27 protein-coding genes and 1 tRNA gene are annotated in these 22680 nt (G+C 61.5%); 7 read left to right on the forward strand and 21 right to left on the reverse strand.

Features of this window, described 5'->3' with window-relative positions; all coding sequences use genetic code 11:
• Nucleotides 1–33: 33 nt before the first annotated feature.
• Both ACODSZ_RS15485 and ACODSZ_RS15490 read right to left on the reverse strand, forming a co-directional pair.
• Entirely contained in the window at nt 34–1797 is a 1764-nt protein-coding gene (locus tag ACODSZ_RS15485; RefSeq protein WP_175343989.1) for a cation:proton antiporter, read from the reverse strand.
• 481 nt (nt 1798–2278) lie between these two features.
• Complete coding sequence (locus tag ACODSZ_RS15490) at nt 2279–2791, reverse strand: Lrp/AsnC family transcriptional regulator (protein WP_008331218.1); 513 nt, start codon at nt 2789–2791, stop codon at nt 2279–2281.
• Between the two features lie 203 nt (nt 2792–2994).
• On the opposite strand from ACODSZ_RS15490, the gene ACODSZ_RS15495 reads away from it, so the two are divergent.
• Nucleotides 2995–4137 carry a branched-chain amino acid ABC transporter substrate-binding protein gene (locus tag ACODSZ_RS15495; RefSeq protein ID WP_175343990.1) on the forward strand — a complete coding sequence of 381 codons (1143 nt, stop codon included), beginning with the start codon at nt 2995–2997 and terminating at the stop codon, nt 4135–4137.
• A gap of 225 nt (nt 4138–4362) precedes the next feature.
• On the opposite strand, the gene ACODSZ_RS15500 is transcribed toward ACODSZ_RS15495, so the two are convergent.
• Complete coding sequence (locus ACODSZ_RS15500; protein WP_175343991.1) at nt 4363–4689, reverse strand: plasmid stabilization protein; 327 nt, start codon at nt 4687–4689, stop codon at nt 4363–4365.
• A gap of 343 nt (nt 4690–5032) precedes the next feature.
• Here ACODSZ_RS15500 and ACODSZ_RS15505 point away from each other — a divergent pair, with 343 nt between their 5' ends.
• Together ACODSZ_RS15505 and ACODSZ_RS15510 are read left to right on the forward strand one after the other, a co-directional pair.
• Nucleotides 5033–5539: a hypothetical protein gene (locus ACODSZ_RS15505; protein ID WP_008331221.1), complete on the forward strand. Its 507-nt coding sequence runs from the start codon at nt 5033–5035 to the stop codon at nt 5537–5539.
• A gap of 130 nt (nt 5540–5669) precedes the next feature.
• Nucleotides 5670–5745, forward strand: a tRNA-Thr gene (locus ACODSZ_RS15510).
• A gap of 405 nt (nt 5746–6150) precedes the next feature.
• Here the strand turns inward: ACODSZ_RS15510 and ACODSZ_RS15515 are convergent.
• The 8 genes from ACODSZ_RS15515 to ACODSZ_RS15550 all read right to left on the reverse strand — a co-directional run bounded on the left by ACODSZ_RS15515 (nt 6151) and on the right by ACODSZ_RS15550 (nt 11725).
• Complete coding sequence (locus ACODSZ_RS15515) at nt 6151–7164, reverse strand: tyrosine-type recombinase/integrase (protein WP_488927961.1); 1014 nt, start codon at nt 7162–7164, stop codon at nt 6151–6153.
• Nucleotides 7165–7234: 70 nt separating this feature from the next.
• Nucleotides 7235–7483, reverse strand: coding sequence for a DUF4224 domain-containing protein (locus ACODSZ_RS15520; RefSeq protein WP_488927962.1), 249 nt, complete (start codon nt 7481–7483; stop codon nt 7235–7237).
• Nucleotides 7480–8631 (reverse strand): DNA cytosine methyltransferase, encoded by a 1152-nt coding sequence (locus ACODSZ_RS15525; protein WP_488927963.1) that lies wholly within the window; start codon nt 8629–8631, stop codon nt 7480–7482. Before ACODSZ_RS15525 ends, ACODSZ_RS15520 begins: the two co-directional genes overlap by 4 nt.
• Entirely contained in the window at nt 8519–8845 is a 327-nt protein-coding gene (locus tag ACODSZ_RS15530) for a hypothetical protein (RefSeq protein WP_488927964.1), read from the reverse strand. The genes ACODSZ_RS15525 and ACODSZ_RS15530 overlap by 113 nt, the downstream gene beginning before the upstream one ends.
• Entirely contained in the window at nt 8842–8988 is a 147-nt protein-coding gene (locus ACODSZ_RS15535) for a hypothetical protein (protein ID WP_488927965.1), read from the reverse strand. The genes ACODSZ_RS15530 and ACODSZ_RS15535 overlap by 4 nt, the downstream gene beginning before the upstream one ends.
• Nucleotides 8985–11060 (reverse strand): replication endonuclease, encoded by a 2076-nt coding sequence (locus ACODSZ_RS15540; RefSeq protein WP_488927966.1) that lies wholly within the window; start codon nt 11058–11060, stop codon nt 8985–8987. Before ACODSZ_RS15540 ends, ACODSZ_RS15535 begins: the two co-directional genes overlap by 4 nt.
• Complete coding sequence (locus ACODSZ_RS15545; RefSeq protein WP_488927967.1) at nt 11050–11403, reverse strand: hypothetical protein; 354 nt, start codon at nt 11401–11403, stop codon at nt 11050–11052. Before ACODSZ_RS15545 ends, ACODSZ_RS15540 begins: the two co-directional genes overlap by 11 nt.
• Nucleotides 11404–11491: 88 nt before the next feature.
• Entirely contained in the window at nt 11492–11725 is a 234-nt protein-coding gene (locus ACODSZ_RS15550; protein ID WP_488927968.1) for a hypothetical protein, read from the reverse strand.
• A 152-nt stretch (nt 11726–11877) separates the two neighbouring features.
• Between ACODSZ_RS15550 and ACODSZ_RS15555 the strand changes: the two genes are divergently transcribed.
• Nucleotides 11878–12162 (forward strand): hypothetical protein, encoded by a 285-nt coding sequence (locus tag ACODSZ_RS15555; protein ID WP_488927969.1) that lies wholly within the window; start codon nt 11878–11880, stop codon nt 12160–12162.
• 112 nt (nt 12163–12274) lie between these two features.
• Here ACODSZ_RS15555 and ACODSZ_RS15560 read toward each other — a convergent pair whose 3' ends face one another.
• On the reverse strand, nt 12275–12532 hold the full coding sequence (locus ACODSZ_RS15560; protein WP_253547589.1) for an Ogr/Delta-like zinc finger protein: 258 nt from the start codon (nt 12530–12532) through the stop codon (nt 12275–12277).
• An 87-nt stretch (nt 12533–12619) separates the two neighbouring features.
• A complete protein-coding gene (locus tag ACODSZ_RS15565; RefSeq protein ID WP_488927970.1) occupies nt 12620–12829 on the reverse strand; it encodes a hypothetical protein in 210 nt (69 codons plus the stop codon).
• 91 nt (nt 12830–12920) lie between these two features.
• On the opposite strand from ACODSZ_RS15565, the gene ACODSZ_RS15570 reads away from it, so the two are divergent.
• The 3 genes from ACODSZ_RS15570 to ACODSZ_RS15580 all read left to right on the forward strand — a co-directional run bounded on the left by ACODSZ_RS15570 (nt 12921) and on the right by ACODSZ_RS15580 (nt 15116).
• Entirely contained in the window at nt 12921–13352 is a 432-nt protein-coding gene (locus ACODSZ_RS15570) for a helix-turn-helix domain-containing protein (RefSeq protein WP_488927971.1), read from the forward strand.
• A 289-nt stretch (nt 13353–13641) separates the two neighbouring features.
• Nucleotides 13642–14019: a helix-turn-helix domain-containing protein gene (locus ACODSZ_RS15575; protein WP_488927972.1), complete on the forward strand. Its 378-nt coding sequence runs from the start codon at nt 13642–13644 to the stop codon at nt 14017–14019.
• A gap of 35 nt (nt 14020–14054) precedes the next feature.
• Nucleotides 14055–15116, forward strand: a complete 1062-nt coding sequence (locus ACODSZ_RS15580; protein ID WP_488927973.1) for a BRCT domain-containing protein — start codon at nt 14055–14057, stop codon at nt 15114–15116.
• A 77-nt stretch (nt 15117–15193) separates the two neighbouring features.
• On the opposite strand, the gene ACODSZ_RS15585 is transcribed toward ACODSZ_RS15580, so the two are convergent.
• The 8 genes from ACODSZ_RS15585 to ACODSZ_RS15620 form a co-directional block, all read right to left on the reverse strand.
• Nucleotides 15194–15946 (reverse strand): hypothetical protein, encoded by a 753-nt coding sequence (locus ACODSZ_RS15585; RefSeq protein WP_488927974.1) that lies wholly within the window; start codon nt 15944–15946, stop codon nt 15194–15196.
• A 147-nt stretch (nt 15947–16093) separates the two neighbouring features.
• Nucleotides 16094–17314 (reverse strand): contractile injection system protein, VgrG/Pvc8 family, encoded by a 1221-nt coding sequence (locus tag ACODSZ_RS15590; protein WP_488927975.1) that lies wholly within the window; start codon nt 17312–17314, stop codon nt 16094–16096.
• 5 nt (nt 17315–17319) lie between these two features.
• Nucleotides 17320–17859 carry a phage tail protein gene (locus tag ACODSZ_RS15595; protein WP_488927976.1) on the reverse strand — a complete coding sequence of 180 codons (540 nt, stop codon included), beginning with the start codon at nt 17857–17859 and terminating at the stop codon, nt 17320–17322.
• Nucleotides 17860–17870: 11 nt separating this feature from the next.
• Complete coding sequence (locus ACODSZ_RS15600; protein WP_488927977.1) at nt 17871–20474, reverse strand: phage tail tape measure protein; 2604 nt, start codon at nt 20472–20474, stop codon at nt 17871–17873.
• Nucleotides 20475–20588 (reverse strand): GpE family phage tail protein, encoded by a 114-nt coding sequence (locus ACODSZ_RS15605; RefSeq protein ID WP_488927978.1) that lies wholly within the window; start codon nt 20586–20588, stop codon nt 20475–20477. It abuts the gene before it with no gap.
• Nucleotides 20589–20596: 8 nt separating this feature from the next.
• Nucleotides 20597–20920, reverse strand: a complete 324-nt coding sequence (locus ACODSZ_RS15610; protein WP_488927979.1) for a phage tail assembly protein — start codon at nt 20918–20920, stop codon at nt 20597–20599.
• Between the two features lie 33 nt (nt 20921–20953).
• Nucleotides 20954–21463: a phage major tail tube protein gene (locus ACODSZ_RS15615; protein ID WP_488927980.1), complete on the reverse strand. Its 510-nt coding sequence runs from the start codon at nt 21461–21463 to the stop codon at nt 20954–20956.
• A 24-nt stretch (nt 21464–21487) separates the two neighbouring features.
• Nucleotides 21488–22666, reverse strand: a complete 1179-nt coding sequence (locus ACODSZ_RS15620) for a phage tail sheath protein (RefSeq protein WP_488927981.1) — start codon at nt 22664–22666, stop codon at nt 21488–21490.
• Nucleotides 22667–22680: the final 14 nt, after the last annotated feature.

Genomic DNA, 22680 nt, shown 5'->3' on the forward strand with positions numbered 1-22680 from the left:
CGCCCGAATTCTCAAATGACCGGATCGACGTGCTCAATGCACATCGTCCGGCTGCTCATCCAGCGTCTCGAAGAGCGCAATCTGCAGCCGCGAATGCAGCTTGACCAGCTTGCTCCACAGCAACCACAGCAGCGCGGCGGCCGCCGCCAGCACGAAGGCCAGCAGGTTCAGCGGTGGCAAGATGCTGGCGCTCAACACGAAGATCAGCAGCATGATGCCCACGATGGACATGATGGGCAAGACCTCCGAGACCACCTTGCGCACGCCCGAAGTATACGCTCCTGCGAACTCGGGCTTGACGCTGACCTCGGCCAGCAGCATCGACAGCGCCTGCAACTTGCGATAGGTGGCAATGAGGAAGGGCAAGGAGAGCACCAGGGCACAGCCCCAGATGATGGCCTTCTGCATCTCCGGGTCAGGCGTCCATGCCGAGAGCTGCCGCGAGAGACCGTCCACGAAGAAGGCCCCGGCCAGGAATACTGCAATCACCAGGGCCAGGTTCACCATCACCTGCATGAGGATGCGGCGGATGATGCGCGTGAGTTCGGCACGATCCCCCGTAGGCTGCAGGCTTTCCAGCCAGCGTGAATACATGCCCAGCAGGCCGGAGACGCGTGCCGGCACCAGCGTGACAGCCTTGGCCGAGAGCGGATCGGCGGCCTTGATGAGGTAAGGCGTAAGCAAGGCGGTGACCGCCGAGACCGCCACCACGATGGGATAGAGGAAGTCGCTGGTCACCTTCAGGCTCTGGCCCAGCGCGGCGATGATGAAGGAGAATTCGCCGATCTGCGCCAGGCCCATGCCCACGCGCATGGGCGTACGCCCGCCCTGCCCCGCCACGAAGGTCCCCAGCCCGCAACTGATGAGCTTGCCGAAGACCACCGCCAGCGTGATGACGGTGATCGGCATCCAATACTTGACCAGCACGCCGGGATCGAACAGCAAGCCAATGGCCACGAAGAAGATGGCCGAGAACATGTCGCGGATCGGCTCCACCAGGCGCTCGATGCGATGCAGCTGGCGCGACTCGGCCATCACCGCACCGACCAGGAAGGCGCCGAGGGCCACACTGTATTGCAGCTTCATCACCAGCAGGCAGAAGCCGAACAGCACGCCCAGCACCGCCACCAGCAGCATCTCGTTGCTCTTGAAACGGGAGATGAAACTGAGCAGGCGCGGCACCGCCAGGATGCCCACCACCAGCGAGACCGTCATGAACAGCACCAGTTTGCCCACCGTCGTAAAGACTTCGGTGGAATCCACCGAGCCGCTGGTAGCCACGCCCGAAAGCAGCGCGATCATGCCGATGGCGAGGATGTCTTCCACGATCAGGATGCCGAAGATGATCTGGGCGAACTTCTCGTTCTTCATGCCCAGCTCGTTGAGAGCCTTGACGATGATGGTGGTGGAGGACACGGCCAGCATGGCCCCCAGGAAGATGGCGTCCATGCGCTTCCATCCGAAGTACAGGCCGATCTCGTAGCCGATCCAGATCATCAGCAGGATCTCGGCGGCGGCGGCAATGAAGGCGGTGGCGCCAACCTTGGCCAGTTTCTTCAGGCTGAATTCCAGACCCAGCGAGAACAGCAGGAAGATCACGCCCAATTCTGAAAGAATATGCACGGTCTTCTCATCCTGGATCAGGTCGTAGGGCGGTGTATGCGGACCGATGATCACGCCGGCCACGATATAGCCCAGCACCACCGGCTGCTTCAACTTGTTGAAGACCACGGTGACGATGCCGGCAATGAGCATGATGATGGCCATGTCCTGGATGAATAACTCGACTTCGTGCATCGTGCGGGATTTCCTTTCTGTGTTGCCGTAGAGATGGCCGGTTGGCGCCGCAGGAGGCTGCGGCACCGGGCATGGCTGCGCCCTGCGGCTGTGGCCGCGGACGGTGGATGACAAGGGTTACGGGTACTGCTGGCGGGCCGACCACAGGAGGCGCCGGCGCTGGGTGCTGATCTGTGTCCGCTCTTGTTGCTGGTGACCACGGTACGGCTTGAACGGGCTTGAGCGAAGACGCAGTGGCGCAACATCTCTTCATCGCACACTGCGGGATGCCCCGAAAATAACACAACTGACAAGCGCACTGCAATGCAAAGTGCGTGCCTGCTCATGGACAAACGAGGATCCTGCACCATGAGATTGCATCAACGAGAAATGAAAAACTTAGTAATTTCGGCGCATCTTCTACGGGAAGCAGGCACCGAACCTAACAAAAATCCTGCCGGATGCGTTGACGGCATCCTCCGTGCGGACTTGCGCAACAGTCTCAGCCCGGCACGCGCACCTGCACCTCGACGGCCTTTTCATCGAAAGCGATGCGGGTGGTGAACTTGGCGCGCTTCATGGGGAAGCGTGACTGGAAGTGACGCACATTGCCTGAGCCAGAAATCACACGTCTGACGAACTGGTAATAGGCATCCATGTCGATGACGTGCACGGCCAGGAAGTAGTCATATTCGCCGGAGACGAAGTAGCACTGCATCACCTCGGCCTCCTTGGCCATGCGTTGCTCGAAGTCCTGCATGTGCTGGTCGGACTGGTTGTTGAGCGAGATCTCGAGAAAGGCCAGCATGCCGTAGCCCAGCGCGAAGGGATCGACCATGGCCACTTCGGCGCTGATGATGCCGGCCTCGCGCAGTTCGCGGATGCGGCGCAGGCAGGTCGGTTGCGAGATGTGCAGCTTTTCAGCCAGTACCCGCGTGGAGATCTGGTTGTCCTTCTGCAGCATGTTGAGCAGTTTGCGATCCACCTTGTCGAGGGTATGAAGTTTGGCAGCCATGGGACAGAGTCGAGGAAGATTGTTCAGGCCGGCCGCTCAAAAAAAACTTGGCTTGGCCGATTCTTATGTTGTACCGTCGCATTATTCAGAAAGTCGGAGACGAAAGCAAAGCGGTACGCCAGGTCGCCGCAACAGGGATCTGAATAAACTGTGTTGTGAGACAAAACATTAAAAGTGGTCAATCCAATCTACAGAGGAAAGTTATGAAACTCAAGTGCGCCATTATTCCATTAACCGCCGCTGTTGGTCTGGCATTCGCTGGCGCCGCGTATGCCCAGGAAGTGGTCAGGATCGCTCATGTGGGTCCGCTGTCCGGTCCTAACGCCCACATGGGCAAGGACAACGAGAACGGCGCGCGCATGGCGGTCGACGAATTGAACGCCAAGGGCTTCACCATTGGCGGCAAGAAGGTCAGGTTCGAGCTGCTGGGCGAAGATGATGCCTCCGATCCCAAGCAGGCCACTGCCGTGGCCACCAAGCTGGTCGACCAGAAGGTTGCTGCCGTGATCGGCCATCTGAACTCCGGCACCACCATTCCGGCCTCGAAGATCTACAGCGATGCGGGCATCCCGCAAGTATCGCCCTCGGCCACCAATCCAAAGTATACGCAGCAAGGCTTCAAGACCACTTTCCGCGTGGTCGCCAACGACGCGCAGCTGGGTGCCGCACTGGGCAAGTATGCGGTGCAGAAGCTGGGCACCACGAAGATTGCCGTGATCGATGACCGCACCGCCTACGGCCAGGGCGTCGCCGAGGAATTCGCCAAGGGCGCCAAGGCTGCTGGCGGCAGCATCGTGGCCACCCAGTACACCAATGACAAGGCCACCGACTTCAATGCCATCCTGACCTCGATCAAGGGCAAGAAGCCGCAGGTGATCTTCTTTGGCGGCATGGACGCAGTGGGTGGCCCGATGCTGCGACAGATGAAGCAGCTGGGCATCGGCGCCAAGTTCATGGGCGGTGACGGTATCTGCACCGGCTCGCTGCCCGGCCTGGCCGGCGATGGACTGGGTGAAGACCAGGTGATCTGTGCCGAAGCCGGTGGCGTGGATGCCTCAGGCAAGAAGGGGATGGATGATTTCCGTGCGGCCTACAAGAAGAAGTTCGGCATTGACGTGGTCTACAACGCTGCCTATGCCTACGATGCCACCATGACCGTGGCAGACGCCATGGCCAAGGCCGGCTCCGCCGATCCCAAGAAATACCTGCCCGAGCTGGCCAAGATCAGCCACAAGGGCGTGACCGGTGTAATCGCCTTTGATGCCAAGGGTGATATCAAGGATGGTTCGCTGACACTGTACACCTACAAGGGCGGCCAACGTACCGTGCTGGCGGTGACCAAGTAATAGCGAAGATCTTTTCTGGTGGCCGCTTTGCGGGATGGCCTCCAGCGCGAAGATGAGGCAGCGCCCCCGATGTAGATCGGGGGCGCTTTCTTTTGGTAGAAAAGTTTTTACCAGGTCGGGACGTGCTGACCGCGCTGCGCATATTGTTTTAATGATTTTCGCCATGTTCCGGTTTACTTAGTTTTTTCTCCTGCACATCCAGACCGGATACTTAGACCCTGTCGTTCAGCTGGAGAGCGCCTTTTGCAGCGCCGCCTTGTTCATCGTCGAGCGGCCCTTGATGCCACGCGTGCGCGCTTGCGCATACAACTGCTTGTAGGTAGGGCCACCGGAGCCGGTGTGTGAACGTAGCCCCCCTCGACGCGAGGCGGGCATATCTTGGGTGGACGTCTTGCTGGCCTTCTTGGATTCGCCGTGCTGGGCGCGTTCCTTGTTGACGGTGCGCGCGGCGATTTCCTCGGCACGTTGGATGCCGGTGCCACGTTTCATGGTGCCGGACTTGATGTGCTGGTACTGGCGTTCACGTTTTTTGCTCCATGCGGCTTGCGGCATGATGGCCTCCTCAGGCTGGCGCCCACCCATGGACAGGCGGACAGTGGATGGGGATCGACTGCTCAGAGAATTGTTTTCCCCAGGAAGAATTCATCTTCCCTCCCTCCCCTTGGCCCCGCCATCCGATAGAGACTGAAAGCCCTGTAGGAAGACGAGAACACGAACGCCTTGCCGATCTGCCCGGCCATTTCTGGAGCGCGGTGCAAGCGTGCGCATTGGTCATCCTTTCCCGGGTGCCTCGCGGCGGTGATGCCGACAGGAAACGTCACAAGGAAAATCATGAGACAACCTTTCTGTGCCTCATCAGTCCAACCGCTCATCACAAAACGGACGGGAGAAAAGAATGAAACGGATCACGGCGGCTTTTGGCGTGGTGCATGCGGTGATTGCGGTCTTGTTTGCGCTGGGTGCACTGGCATTGATCGCCATTGCTGCGCGCATGGGATTTGACGCGGTGACCGAAGGTCTGGGGCTGGTGCAGGCGCAGGCGCTGATCGAGGCCATTGGTATTCTGGCCGCAGCGGTGGTGGCATTTCAGATTGCCGAGACCATTACGGAAGAGGAGGTGGTCCGGGACGCCAACATCAGCGCGCCGACGCGGGTACGGCGGTTTCTGTCGCGGTTTTTCGTGGTGGTGATCGTGGCGCTGGCCATCGAGGGCCTGGTGATGACCTTTCGCGCCGCGCACGAGGAGGCCGCTGACATGATCTACGCCGCGGCGTTGCTGGTGGGGACAGGGGTGTTGCTGGCCTCCTGGGGCTATTTCATCTATTGCAACCGTTCGGCCGAAGAGCTGGAGCCGGACGCCATGGAAGAGGCCAAGGAAGAGGACAAGAAAATTGATGGGTGAGCGGTAGTGGCCGGTCTTGGCGGCCTGGGCCAGCGCGCAGCACGGGCCTGCCTCTTGGGGCAGGCCGGCTGAAAATTTCTGGCAGGGATCTGGATGAAGCCGAAATAACCCGTTATAATCGCGGACTTTTGCTGATGTAGCTCAGTTGGTAGAGCAACTGATTCGTAATCAGTAGGTCGACGGTTCGATTCCGCCCATCAGCACCAGAATAGAAGCGGCTTGCAGCGATGCAGGCCGCTTTTTTTTGCTCCGCAATTCTGGCTTTGCTCCGCAAAGAATCAAGTTATCGTACTTTAGGCTATTGAGACTCGCGTCTTCTCAGCCGATAATTGGCTCCAGACTCAGCTCATAAAAAGGGAGGATGCGTTGATTAATTGCAAATTCGTCTACTGCTTTGCTAACGGCGCAGCTTCAGATAGCTTGCGCACTCAATACGATGTTCAGTATGTGCCTTCAATAGGAGATTCCCTGTTTTTAGATGATCAGGAATCAAAGTTCGTGGTGACTCAAGTTGCGCATCGTATCAACAGGTCGACAGGCGACCACGAGGTTTTCGTCTACTACAAAGATGCCGAATGATGGTGCGAAAAAAAGCCGCAGATGCGGCTTTTTTACTTTGTGGGGCTTACCTTTTCCCCCCGCCGCTTTCGAACGTAGATTTCCGTCGTCGTCACGCTCTTGTGCCCGAGCTGCCCTTGCGCCGCCCTCACCCCTTGGGAGTCGGTCTTGTCCGTTCCAGCCTTGGCGCGCAGGTCTCGAAATTGAAACTCGGCAAACGGAATACCGGCATCTTCCCGTGCCTTGTCGAACCTGCTCCGCAAGGTTTCATAGGTGAGCGGCTGGCCCTCTTCGTTCACCAGCAGGCGGGTTGTAGCTACCTTTCCGACAATACTTCTTTTCCTGGCCAGGATTTTGTCGACGACAACCTGCAACTCCCCGGTAATCTCGATGCGCACCTTGCTGTTGGTCTTGTTCTGCGTTACCTCGATAGCCCCATCGCGGATATGCTTCTCGTCCACCTTGAGCACGTCGGCCACCCGACCGCCGAGCAGGTATGCCAGATCCATGGCCTCGCGCAGCACCTGGCCACTTTTCTCCCATACTTGGGAATACATGTCGTCGTATACATAGACGTCCCTCCCCTCCTCGCGGAATGACTTGATGCCAGCGCAGGGATTGGGCAAATCAGTCAGCCCCTCGGCCCGGGCCGCATTCCAGACGTGCGAAATCAGCGCCTTGTCACGATTGGCCGCTACGCGCCCTTCGTCGCCCTTCACCTCAAGCCCCTTTTCGCGCAAAGAATCCTGCCGCTTCATGCTGCGCCAGGCCATGTACTGACGGACGTGGATCGGCTTGATTTCTTCGAGCGGTGCCGGTGGATTGTCGAAAAATTCGAAGAGGAACGGGAATTGCCGCAGCTTCTCGCGCCTGGTCTTGGGGCTGTTATCCAGCATGTATTTCTGCTGATACACCTCGCAGGCATAGCGGAAGGTCACCACCTTGGACACGGTGGAAGGCGGCATCGCCTCCAATTCGGCCCACTTCCGCACTGCCTCGACGTAGTTAGAGCCGAGCGGAATCTCACGACGTGGCTTGCCGCCGGCATCGTAGTAGTAATAAATCACCCCACTACGCTGCTCACGCGCGCGTACGCCGCGCGGAAGATTCGAATTTTTCGACGGCCTGCGCCCCATATCATGCCCCAATCACTGCCGGTTTCCATCCGACTTTCGGCACCTCAGAAGGGCGGCGTGACTCCACTGCCGACAGCAGGACCACCGGCCGGCCCCTGGCGTTCGAGATGAACGGAATCCCGATTTCGCGCAGGAATGCGGCCTGCATTGCATACTTCGACCGCTTGATCCCCAAACGGGTGGAACCGCGTCGAATACCCGTCAGCTCGTCGAGCTCGCTGGAACTGAGAAACAACTGCTCGGCTTTCATAAAATCTCCTGCATTACTTTGATGAACAGCGCCGCCTGCCAGGCATTGATCGCATTGCCATAACCGCGCAGTCGTCCCACTCGCGCGGGTATCCCATGAGCCAGCGGGAATGTGCCGGGTTCAACTGGCCGCCACTTTCCATCCCGGCAGAAGAGCCAGTCAGCATCTCGCCAGTGGCCGTTAATCGGGCCGGCATCACCAGTTGCACCCAGTCCTTGAGCCCCGACTGGATGACATTGCCGCTCGGCCGCTTCTGCCCTTGGATCTTCTTCATGGCCAGCTTCCAGCTGCCGCCGCCGAAGTGGTCGCTGGCCGTCGCCGTCGGCCAACCCGCCAGATTGCTCTGCCGCGCCAGCTGGTCCAGCCGAAGCGTCCCATCGCTCCTGGGCTGCAGGTCGGCCCCGCCGTCCTTCCAGTCCCGCCCGGTCGGCGTCGTCCACCCGGCCAGCGCCGCGATCTGGTTCAGCGGGCGGCCGGTGTCCCACGGGCGCGCGTCCTTGGCGCCGCGCACCGCGTCCTGGGCCGTCGCCGTGGGCCACCCAGTAAGTCCGCTCCCGGATGTGCGGAGCACCGACGCCCGCAGCCGGGAACGCAACCGCCCCGAAGGCATAACCCAGGGCTTCCAGGTCATCTTGTACAAGGTCGAGCCAAGCATCTGCATGCTTGCTCGCAACCTGCTCTCCAGCCACGACTGCAGGCCGGCGCTCCTGGATGAGCCAGTGGAGGCAGGGCCACAGGTGCCGCTGGTCATGAAACCCAGCTCCCTGGCCTGCCGTGCTGAAAGGTTGGCACGGACAGGAACCGGTCCAAACAGGTCGGTCATCGGGCCATCCGGCAAGGCGCAGCGCATATGACCACCCGCCGATGCCGGCGAAGAAGTGGCATTGCGTGAATCCCCGCAAGTCTTCCGGCTGCACATCTTCAATGCTCCTGGTGTCGACCTCGCCCGGCGCAATGTGGCCAGCCGCCGCGAGCTCGCGCAGCCACGCGGCTGCATGAGGATCGATCTCGTTGTAATAGGCGCTCATGCACGTGTCACTCCCCGCCGGCCTGCCAGGCGTCGTTGAGCTGCGTGCTGAAGTCGCCCAGGTAGCGCCGCCGCACCGGCGGCAAGGCGGGAACACTCCCCGGGCGGATCCCGGAGTCATCGCAGGTGAGAATGTCCGTCAGCAGCACCGCCCTGAAAGCACCCGGCAGCGCCGCGTCCATCTCCACCCAGGCGAAGCGCTGGCCATTGCCGATATGGCGGCTCAGCATCGAGACATATCCGGCCTGCACGCCCTCGTCGGCCGTGCTGAAGGTGATGCGATCCATGGGCCGGGGCGGCTGCAGGTTGAAATCGCGTCGGGGTTGGGTTTTCACAGCTTCTTCTCCTTGATCGCCGTCACGGAACACACCCCAAAGCGATCGACGGCAGCAGCAATCACGTCGCAGCAGTGCGCTGCGATGGCGGTGTAGGAATGGTGCGCGGACGCAGTCCGCACAACGACACGAAACGCGGTCATGTGGCGTTCCCTTTCGATGAATGAGTGGAAGTTCTGGCAGCGCGAGCAGCGCGCACTGGCGGCCCATGGCGCGGCCAGGGGCTGGCCCGGATGGCATCCCAGGCCTGCACCAGCCAGTCGCGCTGCGCACCGGCTGGCACGTCCTCCGGATGCACCAGCTGCTGCGCCGCCTGGCCGGGCGTCAGGCGTGCGCGGCGCGGATCGTCCGCACGCGGCCACGGGCAGGCACCGATGGCCTCCCACGCCTCCATCAACCTGGTGCGCTCGGGACCGGCGCGCACCTTGGCCGGATGCAGATAGATGCCGCTGGCCAGCAGCGGCGAGAACATTTCCGGTACCGAAGCGGCAGGAGATGGCGGTACCGCTGGCCGACTGGCCGCAAAGTCAGCACCAGCGGGCTGCGTACAGTTATTTACACGAGTCCAAGGAACCCCAACCCCCGCCGCAGCGCGACCACCGGTGCCCAGCACCGGCGTCCACACATGCCGCACCGACTTGAAGACCACCCCGTCCATCTGCCGGCATCTCACCCCATAGGGCAGCGCCCGCAGCACCTGGCCATAGCGTCCCGCCACCAGCTTCTCGTCCTTGGCCAGCCGGATCTGCAGCGCCTTGCGCGCCACCAGCGCACCGCCCTGGGCGCGCAGGTAGCTGGCCCAGCAGGCGCGCTTCTCGCCTTCGATCTTCTGCACCGCCTCCCAAGCCTGTGCCATCGCCGGAGGGGCTTCGCGCACCATCTCCTTGGGCACGCGGCGCAGCTCGCGCCATACGGTCACCGGCGCGCCGCCCCATTGCTGGAACTGGCGAATGCCCCACGTGGCCGCCCACGCTTCCACCCGGGCCGACGGCTGCAGCTCCACATCGCCCAGCTGGTCGGTCACCACGAGGTAGCCTTCCTGCGTCTTGTGGTCGGCCACGCCGTCGATGTTCTTGGCCACGTACTTCGCGATATACCCGGCGGCGCTGCCGCGTGACCAGTCGATGCGCACGGTTTGCAGCCTCCGCTCGAAGGCCCCCGGCTCGCCCCGGTCTACCCGCCACGCGTAGCGCTTCATGATGCGTTCCACCCGCGTGGCCACATCCTTGACCCATGGGCTGGTGTAGTCCTCGGTGGCGCGCACAAAGACCAGCATGTGCCAGTGGGGGCAGCCATCGTGATGCGGCTCGGCGATGCGGAATCCATACAGCCCGATGCCGCGCCGGGCCAGCGCCGACCTGGCCAGCGCCGTCATCTTGCAGAGGTAGCGATTGGCATCGCGCGGGGTTGAGCCGTCGTAGCGTGGATTGGCCCGGCCATCGTGGCGCGTCGCATGGAAACGCGACGGGCAGGTCCAGGTGAGAAACAGCCCCGTATCCCCGCAGTCCCGGGCGATCTGGTCGAACCCATTGATGCGCACCATCAGCTCACCACGGCGAATCGCCTTGTTGGCCGTGGTTCGCTCGGCCAGCTCGGCGATGGTGAACTGCTGCCCGGCCTCGTTCTCCATGAGCGTGGCCTCCAGCGCGGCGGCGTTTCTGCGGTTCTGCGCCAGGCGGGAGAGCACGGCCTCGTTGCTGGCATAGGGCTCACCGCGATAGGCCACATATCCCAATCGAATGTTGCCGCCCTCGAAAGCGCGCTTGACCACTTTGCGCAACTGCCGCCGCCACCAGCGCGCATCGATGGCGCGGGCAATCACGGCGCTCAGGTCATCTTCAAAGGCCGGTGGAGCGATGCCATAGTCCGCGCATTCCTGTTGGATCAAGGCCAGTGCATGCTCATCGGAGGTCGCCGTCCACAGCATCTTGACCACGTTGGCCGCAGCCCGGTCGGCGTTGGCGCAGATATCCGCATCGTCCTGGGTGATATCGACCGCTGCAGGCACGTAGCGCGCAGCGAAATCGCGCACGAATTCCACCGCCAGCGGCTCATAGATGCGGTACCAGCTCCACGGTGCCATGCGCTCCAGCGTCTGGCCCACCAGGCGGCTTCGCCACTTCAGCGGAATGCGCTCCAGCTCCAGCGCAAAATGCGGCGACTGGAGGAAGGCGCGATGGCGGCGCAGCGTTCTGGCGTCCTGTTCAAATCGCATTGAGCAGCCTCTCGTAGGCGCGGATGGCGCGATGGGCGGCGGCGCGCATCGCGATGCGTTCGCTGTCGGTGAAGGAATGGATGGGAGATTCCCAGCGATCCGGCGACAGGCCGGCCAGGCTCAGGATGTTGCGGCGGATGGCACGCGGCGTGGCCGCCCAGGAGAAGGCGATGCCGGCCTGCAAATTGGGGCGCGGCCGCTGCTGCAGCAGGCGCTTGGACTTGTCGATCTCGGCCAGCGCCGCGCTGTTGCCGGGCGGCGTGGGTCGCCAGCTGGCCCGCTCCTGCAGCACCACGGATGCAGGTCGGAAGGAGGCGTGATCCTTGATGCGGGCGCAGCGCATGGTCAGTCCTTCACCAGGCCGATTGCGGCCAGCGCCAGCGGGGCCAGCAGCACCGCCCAGGCGAGGAAGTAGGCGAGCACGATGCGCATCACCATTCTCCTGCCATGCCGCCCAGGTGGTGGATGCAGCGGGCCAGCTTGTCTTCGAGCTGGCGGCGGCCGTAGTAGACGACGGTCCACTTCAACTCGCAGCGCTGGATGCTCCGCAGCTCGATCATCCGCTGTGCGCAGCGGAATTCCGGCAGGTACGTATCGAAATTGCGGCGCCACGGCGCTCTCTCTGCACGCGGGGCTTCAGAAAGATTCATCGCGCTGGTGTTCACGATGCACCTTCGACGCATTCAGCAGTGGATGCCTGCTCATCAGGCCGATTGCGCAGCAGAACTTTGCGCAGGTACTTTCGGAGGTAGGTTTCACGCGAGCCTGTCAGCGTGACGCCGAGTTCAATCACCAATGAGAATGGAGAGTAATCAGCATGATGCTCACTACCCTGATGGATGGAGTCCGCATCAGCGCCCGCGATGGCCTGGTTCTGCAGGCGATACAGGCCGAGCCCGCCGACCTCAAGATGGTCCGGCAGCAGCGCATGCAGATCGGCGTCCGTAATGAAGACGGCGCAATTTACCGGGTGATCGGTGTGGAGGGGATTGCAGAATTCCTGAACCTCATCGAGCAGTTCACCGAACTCGACTACGTCGATGAACTTGAGGAAAAGTCGTCCGCCTGGAAGGGATACGACGTGATTTTCAAGGCCAGGTGACTGCGTTCCAGGTTTGTTCATTTTGTGATCCTTGCAAAATTCAGGGTGAGCAAATCCGCCGCGCGCCTTTCGGCGCTCGTTGGGCATTGGGTTATCGGGGATCAGTCGCTGGTCAGGCGGCCAGGTCCAGGGTGAGTTGATGCTTGGCCGCCGCCAGGGCGCGCGGCGAAATACGGATCTGCACTTCCGCGCTGGGCATGGCCGAGAGCGTGGTGGTGCGCAGCACTTCCAGCGCGGCCACGAAGCAGTGGCCGCACTCGATGTTGGTGCACTGGTAGGAAATTTCCTTGTAGAGCGCCGTCACGGGACGGCTCTTGGCCGCGCGCACCGGGCTCTTGCAGTGCGGGCAGGGCAGGCTGATTACGCGCATGGTGGTGTCTTCCCCTCGTAGTCATCCAAGCGCAGCTTCTGGCCGTGCTGACGAACGCGGTTTGGATCGGAATACATGGGCCGCTCCTCAGACCGCCGTGGTCTCGCGTTCTTTTTCGTAGGAGGCCAGACCGCGCAGAAACATCACCCGAATGAAGGCAGAACGCGTGCGATGGTCCTCCTTGGCCAGACGCTCAGCCTTTTCCGCAGCTCCCGCCGGCAGGCGGACGGTAATGAGGCGGGACGCCGGATCGTCCGCGCCGGGGAGTACCTCACCGGGATGGTCTTGGATGCTCATGGGGTAATATGTGCACGATGTACACGTCATTTGGCGATGACGAAAATATAGAGTCCATTTGGACCCATGTCAAACGGTATTTTGCGTCTTTATGAACACAATTGGGGAACGACTGAAGGCCGAACGCACACGGCTTGGTTTCAATCAGACTGAATTTGCAGCAGTCGGCGGTGTGCAACGGCGCGCGCAGCTGTTCTATGAACAGGATGAGCGGCGGCCAGATGCAGGTTACTTGGAGGCCATCGCACGCCTCGGCGTGGACGTGCAGTACGTCATCACCGGCAGGCCCAGCATGCAGGCAATTTCGGAGGATGAGGCGGAACTTCTGGAGGGTTTCCGCAGGCTCGACTTGAAAAACAAAGCACGGGTGCTCGGCGTAATCGAGGGTGCTAGTCCCCTTACCGAACAAGCGTCCAAAACTACTGTTACCGTCGGTGGCGATGTCGGCCAGCAGATTAATGGCGATATCCACGGCAAGGTTATCGGCCCTCGCACGTTGAAATCCCAAACGAAGAAAAAATAATCTGCTGCTTTCGCAGTACTCAACAATCGGCGCCTCGGCGCCGATTTTCGTTTTGACGACGTAAGTTTTCTAGACGCACACCGAAGCTTTTCTAGATCGCGCAGCAATCTCATTTTGCGGGGCTTGAAAGTCACTCCCGGTCAGGATTTAGGCCGTGTACATTCGAATACATCCATTACCATTTGTGTGCGCCCAACGCGTTTTGGAGACTCCGCGTTCGGGCCCGGAGACAGGTCTGCGCATGAGTGAATTTCGCAATCGCCTCAGAAAAGTTCGAAAGGACTTGCGGATGAAGCTGACCACGTTTGCTGCTTGGGTTGGAGTGTCACGCGCCGAGCAGTTCAGCTATGAATCTGGTCGGCTTGAACCAGATGCAAGGTATCTTGCGCAGCTGCAGCAGGCTGGTGTGGATGTTCCTTTCCTGCTTACTGGCAGGCCGACGCGAGACGGCCTGACTGACGATGAAACAGAGTTGCTGACCAAATATCGTGTCCTCGATGTGCGGAGCAAGGTGCGCATGCTGGATGTCATTGACGACGTTCAAGGGCGCCGGCATTCAAATGCTGGTTCGGTCGTGGCGGAAAACATCGGGCAACAGATCATCGGCAATGTCTACGGGAATGTGACCTGTGCGCACCATCGAAAATCGAGTCCGAAAAGAAAATAGTGGCCGAAGCCGGCCGCCAAGTTGACGAGGTCCAGATGGAAGTGCTGATTCTGTTGTTGCTCGCGCTCGTGGGTGTTGCGACCGTCTTCTCAATCGGTGCCGACCACCGGCGCCGCTCCAGAGAAGATGGTAATCCGACCGGAACGCTACTGTGGCATTTCCGTCGGGAGTTCTATGAAGCTCACGAACTCAGCGCAAAGATGAACCGGAGGCGAGAAGATGCGCGCATCGTTCGCAATAATGCCCGTCACGAGCAGATGGCGGCGCTCAATTCACATCTGCAGAAGCATGGCGATCAGGTGAAAGCTGCCGTCAGCTCCCCGCTGCCGCGCCGCGAAAAGAACAGGAAGAAGCGGCAAAGCCATGAGCAGTCTTTTTCTCCGTTCTCCTCATCCTCTTCCGCGAACTCGGTTCCTGGCGGGCAGGTAGCAGCCGAGAAAGCCATCGCTGCCGACACATACCTAGCCAAGGAAGTGGCCAAGGTATCCGTCAATGAGGCGGCTGAAGCCTCCATCAAAAAAGAAGCAGCACCTCCTGTGTCTGGCGTCTTGGGCACGATCCGTTTCACCTATGCCTCCGACGGCGGCCAACGAGTTCGTGAAGTTGATGCGCGTGGTGCCGATGGGACCTACCTAAAGGGTTTCTGCCATCTGCGACGCATGATACGCACCTTCCGATTTGATCGAATCGTTGGCGATATCACCTGCCTCGATACCGGCGAAATGATGTCGCCTGGCGCGTGGAAGCGATACGCCCGTGAGCTGGCGTTAGCAAGGCAAGAGGTATCTGCCCCGGCGAGATCCGGGCGCAGCAAGGCTAGTGCCGGATCGTCGGAGATCCCGCAGCATGGGGGTTGGTTGCAGGACAGTGGTGGTTATGTGGCGGTGTATTTCGCAGGGTTTCATACAAACCATCGGGAGCGCCTCGAGCAGATGGCGCGCGATGCAGGTTTCATGGTGCGCGATACCCTTGATGCTGCAGTCGACGTGATGATTACCGGACCCATGACGGGCGATCGACAGCTGCGCCAGGCGGCAACGTACGATATCCGGGTGGTAGACGAAGACACATATCGACAGGTGGCCGCCGATACATGATGCCTCAAACGAGATCAACGAATGCTGTGCAGCATCCGTTGATCTCAATTCTCGTCAGCTTTAGAAATGTCCTGCTCTCAGGGGCGCTCGTATCCCGTTGGGAAAGGCCAGGCAGCAGCAGGATTAAGCACAGACTTCGCTTTCGGCGCGGGCTTTTCAATCACTTCCGTGCTCTCCTGATTCTTGACTTTTCCACGCGTTTTTCCAATCAACTTGGTCGTAGCATCATCACCACTTCCTTCCGAGATCAGTGAGAGCATATCTTCGTTCTTTCCCTCAACAAACTCTGCAATCTGTTCCCATGGAACGGTTGGGAGAGACAGCAAATGATCTTTGCTGAAGTCGAGCAAGCTAAGCCGGAATTTCTTGGCCTCACGAGCTATGATCGCCGCACCACCCTTGGCGGGAGCAACATGATTCAAGGCCACGAGGCGAACAGATTCCGCCACCAACCAAGGCCCGAGCCAGCCCATTTTCTGCTCGTTCAGTCTGTTCTTTGCGTAATCAATCTGCTTGGTAATCTGCAGCACCGAATGCTTCACCGTGCTGAGATCATCGAGTTCCAATGCCAATTGAAGACTCTGAATCTGCCCCTTCAGATCTTCCCATTGTTCTCGCTCAATTTTTTCTGAAACCTGGGCGACGATATCAGCGGTGGCCCGATCCAATTTCCCGGCCAGATCACCGACAGCCTCAATCAATCGCGAATCTGCCGCCTTTGCTTTGATGGCTGTCATCTTCACTTTGTGATCTTCGGATGACTTCTGTCGCAAGTACGACAGAAATTCGTTGGCCAGAGCAAAGCCTTTTTCGATCAGGTCCAGACGCATTACTTCCCCCAAAAAGTTTACTTGTTCCGGAACTTTACACGTTTATGACCTTGTCCGCCCACGTATCCTCTGTGGGTACATCGGCCTGTCAGCAGTACCAATGGCCTCCGGAAAAGACCAGATGATCAATCTCGTCGGGCCGCTGACCTACTCGCGATTGTTCTCGGCCACGATCTCCCTCACCTCCCGAATCTTCGCCCACTCCAACATCGCCGCGCGCTTGGCACTTTGCTTGCTGGCATACACCCGTTTCAAGGTCTTGGCGTTCTCGGCCTGGCCAACTAGCTCGCTCCCCTTGCCATGCCTGGTCCGCCCCTTGTCCTCCCAGTTCGCTTTCACGCCCGTGATGCCTTCCTCCGGATCATGATCGAGCTCCCGCTCGGCCTCGGCCGGCTCGGTGCGGGTCTCAAACTCAATGCGCGTGGTGAACCCGCTGCCGCTGATGCTGTGCGTGACCATCTTGCACAGCCAGTCCGTCCCATCGATCTCCGGCTTGAACCCGCGCACGGCCACCGGTGACTGCGGCACCACCCGCGGATCGCCCAGCGCCAGCTGCATCTCGAAGGTAGCCAGTCCGCGTTCGATGCGCTGCCACTCCGCAATGGCCGCCGTGCGCGCGTCCGCCTCGGTACCGAAGGTGGTGCGCAGCCGTTTGCTGTTGCCCGCCTGCCCGGCGACGACGCTGCGCCGGCGGCCGTAGCGGTCATCCATCCAGAAGGCGCGCACGCCGCTGTAGGCGTCCGATTCCGCGCTGTGGTACCGGTGCTGGTCACCCAGCGCGCGCACGATGGTCACCAGTGGCAGCGGCTGGCCACTGGCGGTGCGGTTGTCGTTGATGGGCAGGAAAAGCAGCGTGGCATTCTTGACCGTGGCCACGGCGTCATACTTCTTGCCCAGCCGTCGCAGCAGGGCAGCGTCGCTCTCATGGGTCTGGTCCAGATGCGCAATGGCAACGCTGCGCAGGCGCTCGGCGATGCCGCTGGCCAGGCCATTGCCAGCGGCGACGGTATCGATGACGGCGCCCAGCGTGCTGTCGTGGAAGCTCCGGTCTCGCTGCTGGCGGAAGGCATCAATCATGCTGGCTGACCGGGCGCGCAGAGTCAGCTTGTCCGGGGTGCCGCCGTGCTCCACCTCGGTGACAACAAAGCTGCCCTTGTCGACCAGTGGCTGACCGTGCCAGCCCAAGGCGAAGCGCAGCCGCGCCCCCTTTGGCGGGATGGCGAGCTGGCCATCGCTGTCATCCAGATCGATATCGAGCTGGTCGGCTTCGTCGCCCCGGCATTCACGCAGCGTCAGGCTGATGAGTCGGTCAGAGACGATGCGGGTGATGTCCTTGTCCTCGATCGTCACCCGAAACGCTGGCGCCACGGTACTCACGGGCTGCCCGTATCGATATGGTCGGCCAACCCGCTGATCTTGCCGGCCACCTCGCCGACGATATTGCGGGCCCTATCGGCAAGCGCACCGGCCAGGCCATCCACGTCCATCATCCCGCGCAGGCCGCTGATATCCCCCAGGCCCAGGGTGCTGAGCACGCTGTCATCGGTACGCTTGAGCTTGATGGTGAACTCGATGCGCCGGGCATCGCCGCTGCCGTCGAGCACGGTGCGGCCCTCTTCAATGCTCTCGATCAGGTAGGCGCCATAGATGCGGCCGGTGCCCTGGATCAGGAACCAGCTCTTGCCGGTATCAGCCATGAGGCGCAGCGCGTCCAGCGAGAAGACACTACCCGTCAGCTCCGGTGCGATCCACCCGGAGAGGGTAATGGTGTCATCCCCCTTGCCGGTGAACTGCTGCGCATCGCGCCGGCCGACGCGCGGATTGCTGGCGTACTTCCACTGCGTCTGCCGCTGCAGCTCCTGGTAGGCCAGCGTGCGCAGGCTGAAGACGAACATCCCCAAGGCCATCATCATGGTGCTGCTCCTCAGTCGAAATCGGCCAGGCGGGCGCGCTGGCGAGATGCTCGGGCCAGGTCGCGCCGGTCCAGTTCGGCGGCGACGGCACGGGCCAGCGCCTGCTCGTCCATGCCGGGGGCAGCGTGGACGGTGATCTGGATGCTATCCCCCTGGTAGACGACGGATGGCGCGGCTGCGGCGGCCAGCGGCGGGCGGGTGTCGAAAGCCATCGCGGGCAGGCTGGCACCGCCAATGGTCACCGCAGCGCCGGCGGCAGTGAGTTTGCCGGCCAGCTGGCCGATGGTGGCCAGCGGTCCATCCTGGCCGCGCTGCAGGCCCAGCGCCAGGCCCTGCATGGTGTAGTCGCCCAGCTCGGCAAAGATCCGGCTGGGGCTGCGGATGCCCAGCTTGTCCTTGAACCAGCCGATGATGCTGCTGCCGGCGCTCATGAGCGTGTCCTTGACCAGGCCCAGGCCGCTGACGATGCCATTGGCCAGGCCGCGCAGGAGCATGACGCCGAACTCGGAGAATTTGCCGGGCAACTCAATGCCGAACCAGCTCATGACCTGGGCGAAGGCGAGATAGAAGCGGCCCAGCGGTGACCAGTTCAGGATCTGCGCGAGGATCCCGGAGAGTCCCCCGGAAAACGTCGCACCGATCTGCTGCCACACGCTCTTGAAGAAAGCCACGATGGGATCCCAGTAGGTGTAGATCAGATAGACCGCCCCGACAATGGCCGTGATGGCCAGCCCGATGGGATTGAACAGGAAGACGCGGCCCAGCCACATGAAGGCGGTGCCGATACCGCGCAGCGCGGCCATGACCATCCCGCCACTGAGACCGATCCGGCTGAATACGAACTGCAGTACCGCGAACGGGCCCAGCACGGACGCCACCGCCAGCAGCAGCGGTCCCACCACCACCAGGACCGCCGCCAGACTGCCCAGTCCAATCGCCAGCGCCTGAACCAGAGACGGATTGCGCTCCATGAAGCCCGTGAAGCCCTCGATGGCCTCCGTGGCAAGTTCGAGGGCCGACGTGTAGAGAGGCAGGATCAGCTCGCCCAGCTTCAGCTTGAGATCCGCCAGCTTGGACAAAGCCTCCAGCTCCTTGCCGGTGGCCGTGTCCCTGCCCAATTTGTCCAGCTGGTCGATGTTGGCCGCTCCGCGATTGAGCTGCTCATTTTTGTGGATCTGCGTGCGCTGCTGGTACATCGTCGAGAACAACTGCGCCGCCGTGCGATTGGAAAAGATACCGCCGATGGCGTCGAGGATGCCTTTCTCATCGGTGATGCCCTTGGCCGCCAGCGAGGGCAGCAGCACCTTCTCCATCCAGTCGAACTGATTCTCCCGAAAGAGCTCGGCCCCCTTGATGGCACCAGGATTGAGGAAGGAGACCTGACCGGCCTTGTCGTGCTTCACCTTGGAGGCGTCACCGATCAGGCCCAGGTCTGCCAGCATGGCGATAGAGCGCTTGGTGGTGCGGCCCTGATACAGGTTCTGATAGGCGCTCATCATCGAGGTGCCAACCCGATTGCCGCTCATCATCTGCACCAGCGTTTCCATCTGGTAGTAGAACGCTTCGTCCTTCATGCCCTTGGCAGCAATGCCGCCAGTTTTGATGAGGTTCAGCCACTCTTCCGGGCCGACGCGGCCACCGGTGGCCGTCAACACCTGCTGGACCATGTTGGCCTGCTTCGTAAAGGTGGCGATATCCTTGGTACCGTTGCGCATCTCGATGACCTTGAGCATGTCCATGAACTTGCGCTCGTTGTCGGCACCCTCCGCCTCGCCGTAGAAGGCGTGATTGGCGAATTTCATCTTGGCCAGCACCGGTGCCACCATCTCGGCGTGGTGCGTGTCTCCGAAGGCGGTGATGCCGTCGCGCAGCAGCTGCAGGTTGTCCAGCTGGCTGGTGCCGTAGGTCTTCATCTCGCGTGCGAATTTGACGGCCTCGGCACTGGCGGAGTCGCCCAGGCCCAGCGCGCGGACGCGACCGGTTTCCGTTTCGTAGTGCTTGGCTTCCTTGAGGCCGGCCACCAGTGGGAGGCCCATGGCAGTCCCCGTCGCAGTAGCCGCCACGCCGCTGGCCGTCATCCTGCCTGCGCGCGCCCGAAGCTGGTCCTGCCGCCTGTGCAGCCGCTCACTGGCGGCCAGCTTTTCTTTCTGCGCGGTCAGCTGGGTATTCGTCGCGGCAATGCTCGACTGCAGCGTGCGCTGGGTCGCACTGTATTTTTCGGCGCTGATACCGGCTGCAGACAGGCGGTCGCTTACCTCGCGGAGTTGGGCGCGGTATTTCTCTCCCTCCGCGTGAAGATTCTTGACCTTGAATTGGGCGGCATCGAAGCTGCGTGTCATGGCGAGCGTCGGATTTTCTACGCCCCGCATCTTCACAGCCAGGTCTTCCAGCTCCTTTTTGGCGGCGGAGAAAGCGGTATGGCTGGAGCGGACCTTGCCAGCGAGCTCGCGCGCGCTGTTGAGATCCTTCTGCTGCTTCTCCAGCTCGCGCAGGCGGTCCCGGGTTTCTTTGAGCGCGCGTCCTGCAGCACCGGCGCCACTGCCAATCTTCTTCAGCGGCGCCGTCACCTTCTCGATCATCGAAAACACCACCTGCATCTTCAGCTCATTGGCCATCTACTGCTCCCCGCTGCGCACGCGCGCACGCTCGCGCCACTGCATGAGCTCATCCAGCGGCAGGTCATCCATGGCCACCGGCGGCCAGTGGAAGACGGTGGCGATATCGGCCATGGCCTCTTCTACTTCCCGGGGGAGGCCAAGGCGCGATCCTCCTTCTGCGCCAAAAAAAGCGAGACCTCGATGCCGCACTTGACCAGGTCCGCCGGATCCATGGCGGCCACGTCGTGCTGCGTGAGCGTGGGCTCAGTGATACGCGGCAGCACCACCTGCAGGGCGCTCACGTTCATGTTCATGAGATCCATCAGGCTCACGCCACGCAGCGCGCCGGCGCGCGGGCGCCGCAGCGTGAGCTGGGTGATGTAGCCGGTACCGCGTGCCAGCGGTTCGTCCAGTTCGACGATGGCGGTCTCGATCTTGATCGGGGTATCAGTGGTGATGCTCATGGTGCGTCCTTTCGCAAATGAGAAATGGCGGCATTACAAGCCAATGGCCTTGCGGATGCCGCCGCGCTGGTCCTGGCCACCGACGATCTCGATACCGTTCATGAAATCGAAATCGAAGATCACCTCGTTGTCGATGGTGAGCTTGTAGGCGCTCAGCGGCATGGTGAATTTGTGGGCGGTGTCGTCGGCCAGCTTGGCAGTCCCCATGTCGACCTCCTTGTAGCGGCCACGCACGGTCACCTCTACCGCCTGCACGGCGCCGGTGTCGTCGTTCTGGTAGGCGCCGGCAAAGCGCAGTTGCACGGCCCCGTGCGACGTGGCCGCGTACTGCTTGAGCGCCTCCCGGACCAGGCCGCCGGCTGTCCACTCCAGCTGCATGGCCTCCTGGCCCAGGTCCACCGAGACCGGGCCGGACATGCCGGCAGCGCGGTATTCCTCCATCTTGCGGGAGAGCTTGGGCAGCGTGACTTCGGTGGCCTGGCCAGCGTAGCTGATCCCGTTTTCGAAGAGATTGAAATCCTTGAGTTTGTGGGGCATGCCCATGGTGATGGCTCCTTGTCAGATAGGTCAGGCGGCGGTGATGCGGGCGGCGAAATCGATCAGGTAGCGGTCCGTAATACGCTGCTGGAATCGCAGGTTTTCCAACGGCGGGACCGGGCAATAGTCGTAGTCGATAGCAAGCTGGCCGGCCTTGAGGGTGTCCTTGTCGTTGAACTGGTCATCGAACCAGCATTCGCCGTCGATGAGATAGCCCTGGGTGCGCAGCGCCCGGAACTTGGCATTGATACTGGCCACCAGGTCGCGCACCAGCGAGGGCGTCATCGGCAAGTCCGCATAGACCATGTGCGCTTCAGCGATGGTGTCGGCCAGCACCTGGGCGGTGCGGGTGTAGTTCTCGAAGGGGAAGTAGCCGCCCTGCATCTCGCAGGTGCGCGAACCCCAGAAGCGGTAGCCGCTCATGTTGATGAGGGTGGTGACCTCTTTGGCGTTGAGTACGCCGGCATCGGTGGCCGGGTCCTGCAGATCCCAGAAGACATCCCTGCTGATGCCCGTGGGGCCGTTCACCACGACGTTGGAGAGCGTCTTGTGCCAGCCAACTTCTTCATCGATCTTGGCCCGCAGGCCCATGGCGTAGGCTACCGCCGACAGGCTGGTCTCAGCATTGCTGACCGTATCCCAGGAGAGGAACTCCGGCCAGATCAGCATCACCTCGCGCTGGCCGAACTGGCCGCGATAGGCGGTGGCGGCCACCACGCTGCTGCAGTTCCAGCAGGATGCATAGAGAAAACCGCGCAGGCTCTGCGCAAGCGCGGCCATGGCATTGGTGACCGGTTTGGTATCGAGGCCAGGCGCACCCAAGATACGCGGCTTGATGCCCAGCCGGGCTTGCGCGGCCAGCAGCGCCTTGGCGCCGGTGTAGTGGCCATCGGGGGTGACGCTGCCGATGACCAAGGAGGTCTGGGATTCTTCGTCCTCGCCTTCGGGCACGCGCACCAGCACCACCAGCGGCTTGCACTGGGCGGCGAAAGCTTCCAGCACGCGCCGCATGGTGCCGCGCTTGCCCGCCTTGGCCTGGGCGGAAACGACGTTGGTGATGAGCACGGCGGTGTCCAGCGGAAAGGCCTGCGGGTCGGCATCGTCGGCGGTGACGATCACGCCGATGACGGCGGTGGAGACGGTGCGGATGGGGCGCGTGCCTTCGTTGATCTCGATGACGCGTACGCCGTGGTGGTAGTCAGTGGGCATGGGATGGCTCCTGG

The organism is Herbaspirillum sp. FG34, from assembly GCF_057809315.1.

Bases quoted from the DNA above. Each gene is read 5' to 3' on its own strand.
- ACODSZ_RS15485 (WP_175343989.1), bottom strand. From the start codon at position 1,797: ATGCACGAAGTCGAGTTATTCATCCAGGACATGGCCATCATCATGCTC.
- ACODSZ_RS15490 (WP_008331218.1), bottom strand. From the start codon at position 2,791: ATGGCTGCCAAACTTCATACCCTCGACAAGGTGGATCGCAAACTGCTC.
- ACODSZ_RS15495 (WP_175343990.1), top strand. From the start codon at position 2,995: ATGAAACTCAAGTGCGCCATTATTCCATTAACCGCCGCTGTTGGTCTG.
- ACODSZ_RS15500 (WP_175343991.1), bottom strand. From the start codon at position 4,689: ATGCCGCAAGCCGCATGGAGCAAAAAACGTGAACGCCAGTACCAGCAC.
- ACODSZ_RS15505 (WP_008331221.1), top strand. From the start codon at position 5,033: ATGAAACGGATCACGGCGGCTTTTGGCGTGGTGCATGCGGTGATTGCG.
- ACODSZ_RS15520 (WP_488927962.1), bottom strand. From the start codon at position 7,483: ATGAAAGCCGAGCAGTTGTTTCTCAGTTCCAGCGAGCTCGACGAGCTG.
- ACODSZ_RS15525 (WP_488927963.1), bottom strand. From the start codon at position 8,631: ATGACTCCGGGATCCGCCCGGGGAGTGTTCCCGCCTTGCCGCCGGTGC.
- ACODSZ_RS15535 (WP_488927965.1), bottom strand. From the start codon at position 8,988: ATGACCGCGTTTCGTGTCGTTGTGCGGACTGCGTCCGCGCACCATTCC.
- ACODSZ_RS15540 (WP_488927966.1), bottom strand. From the start codon at position 11,060: ATGCGATTTGAACAGGACGCCAGAACGCTGCGCCGCCATCGCGCCTTC.
- ACODSZ_RS15545 (WP_488927967.1), bottom strand. From the start codon at position 11,403: ATGCGCTGCGCCCGCATCAAGGATCACGCCTCCTTCCGACCTGCATCC.
- ACODSZ_RS15555 (WP_488927969.1), top strand. From the start codon at position 11,878: ATGATGCTCACTACCCTGATGGATGGAGTCCGCATCAGCGCCCGCGAT.
- ACODSZ_RS15560 (WP_253547589.1), bottom strand. From the start codon at position 12,532: ATGCGCGTAATCAGCCTGCCCTGCCCGCACTGCAAGAGCCCGGTGCGC.
- ACODSZ_RS15565 (WP_488927970.1), bottom strand. From the start codon at position 12,829: ATGAGCATCCAAGACCATCCCGGTGAGGTACTCCCCGGCGCGGACGAT.
- ACODSZ_RS15570 (WP_488927971.1), top strand. From the start codon at position 12,921: ATGAACACAATTGGGGAACGACTGAAGGCCGAACGCACACGGCTTGGT.
- ACODSZ_RS15575 (WP_488927972.1), top strand. From the start codon at position 13,642: ATGAAGCTGACCACGTTTGCTGCTTGGGTTGGAGTGTCACGCGCCGAG.
- ACODSZ_RS15580 (WP_488927973.1), top strand. From the start codon at position 14,055: ATGGAAGTGCTGATTCTGTTGTTGCTCGCGCTCGTGGGTGTTGCGACC.
- ACODSZ_RS15585 (WP_488927974.1), bottom strand. From the start codon at position 15,946: ATGCGTCTGGACCTGATCGAAAAAGGCTTTGCTCTGGCCAACGAATTT.
- ACODSZ_RS15595 (WP_488927976.1), bottom strand. From the start codon at position 17,859: ATGATGATGGCCTTGGGGATGTTCGTCTTCAGCCTGCGCACGCTGGCC.
- ACODSZ_RS15600 (WP_488927977.1), bottom strand. From the start codon at position 20,474: ATGGCCAATGAGCTGAAGATGCAGGTGGTGTTTTCGATGATCGAGAAG.
- ACODSZ_RS15605 (WP_488927978.1), bottom strand. From the start codon at position 20,588: ATGGCCGATATCGCCACCGTCTTCCACTGGCCGCCGGTGGCCATGGAT.
- ACODSZ_RS15610 (WP_488927979.1), bottom strand. From the start codon at position 20,920: ATGAGCATCACCACTGATACCCCGATCAAGATCGAGACCGCCATCGTC.
- ACODSZ_RS15615 (WP_488927980.1), bottom strand. From the start codon at position 21,463: ATGGGCATGCCCCACAAACTCAAGGATTTCAATCTCTTCGAAAACGGG.
- ACODSZ_RS15620 (WP_488927981.1), bottom strand. From the start codon at position 22,666: ATGCCCACTGACTACCACCACGGCGTACGCGTCATCGAGATCAACGAA.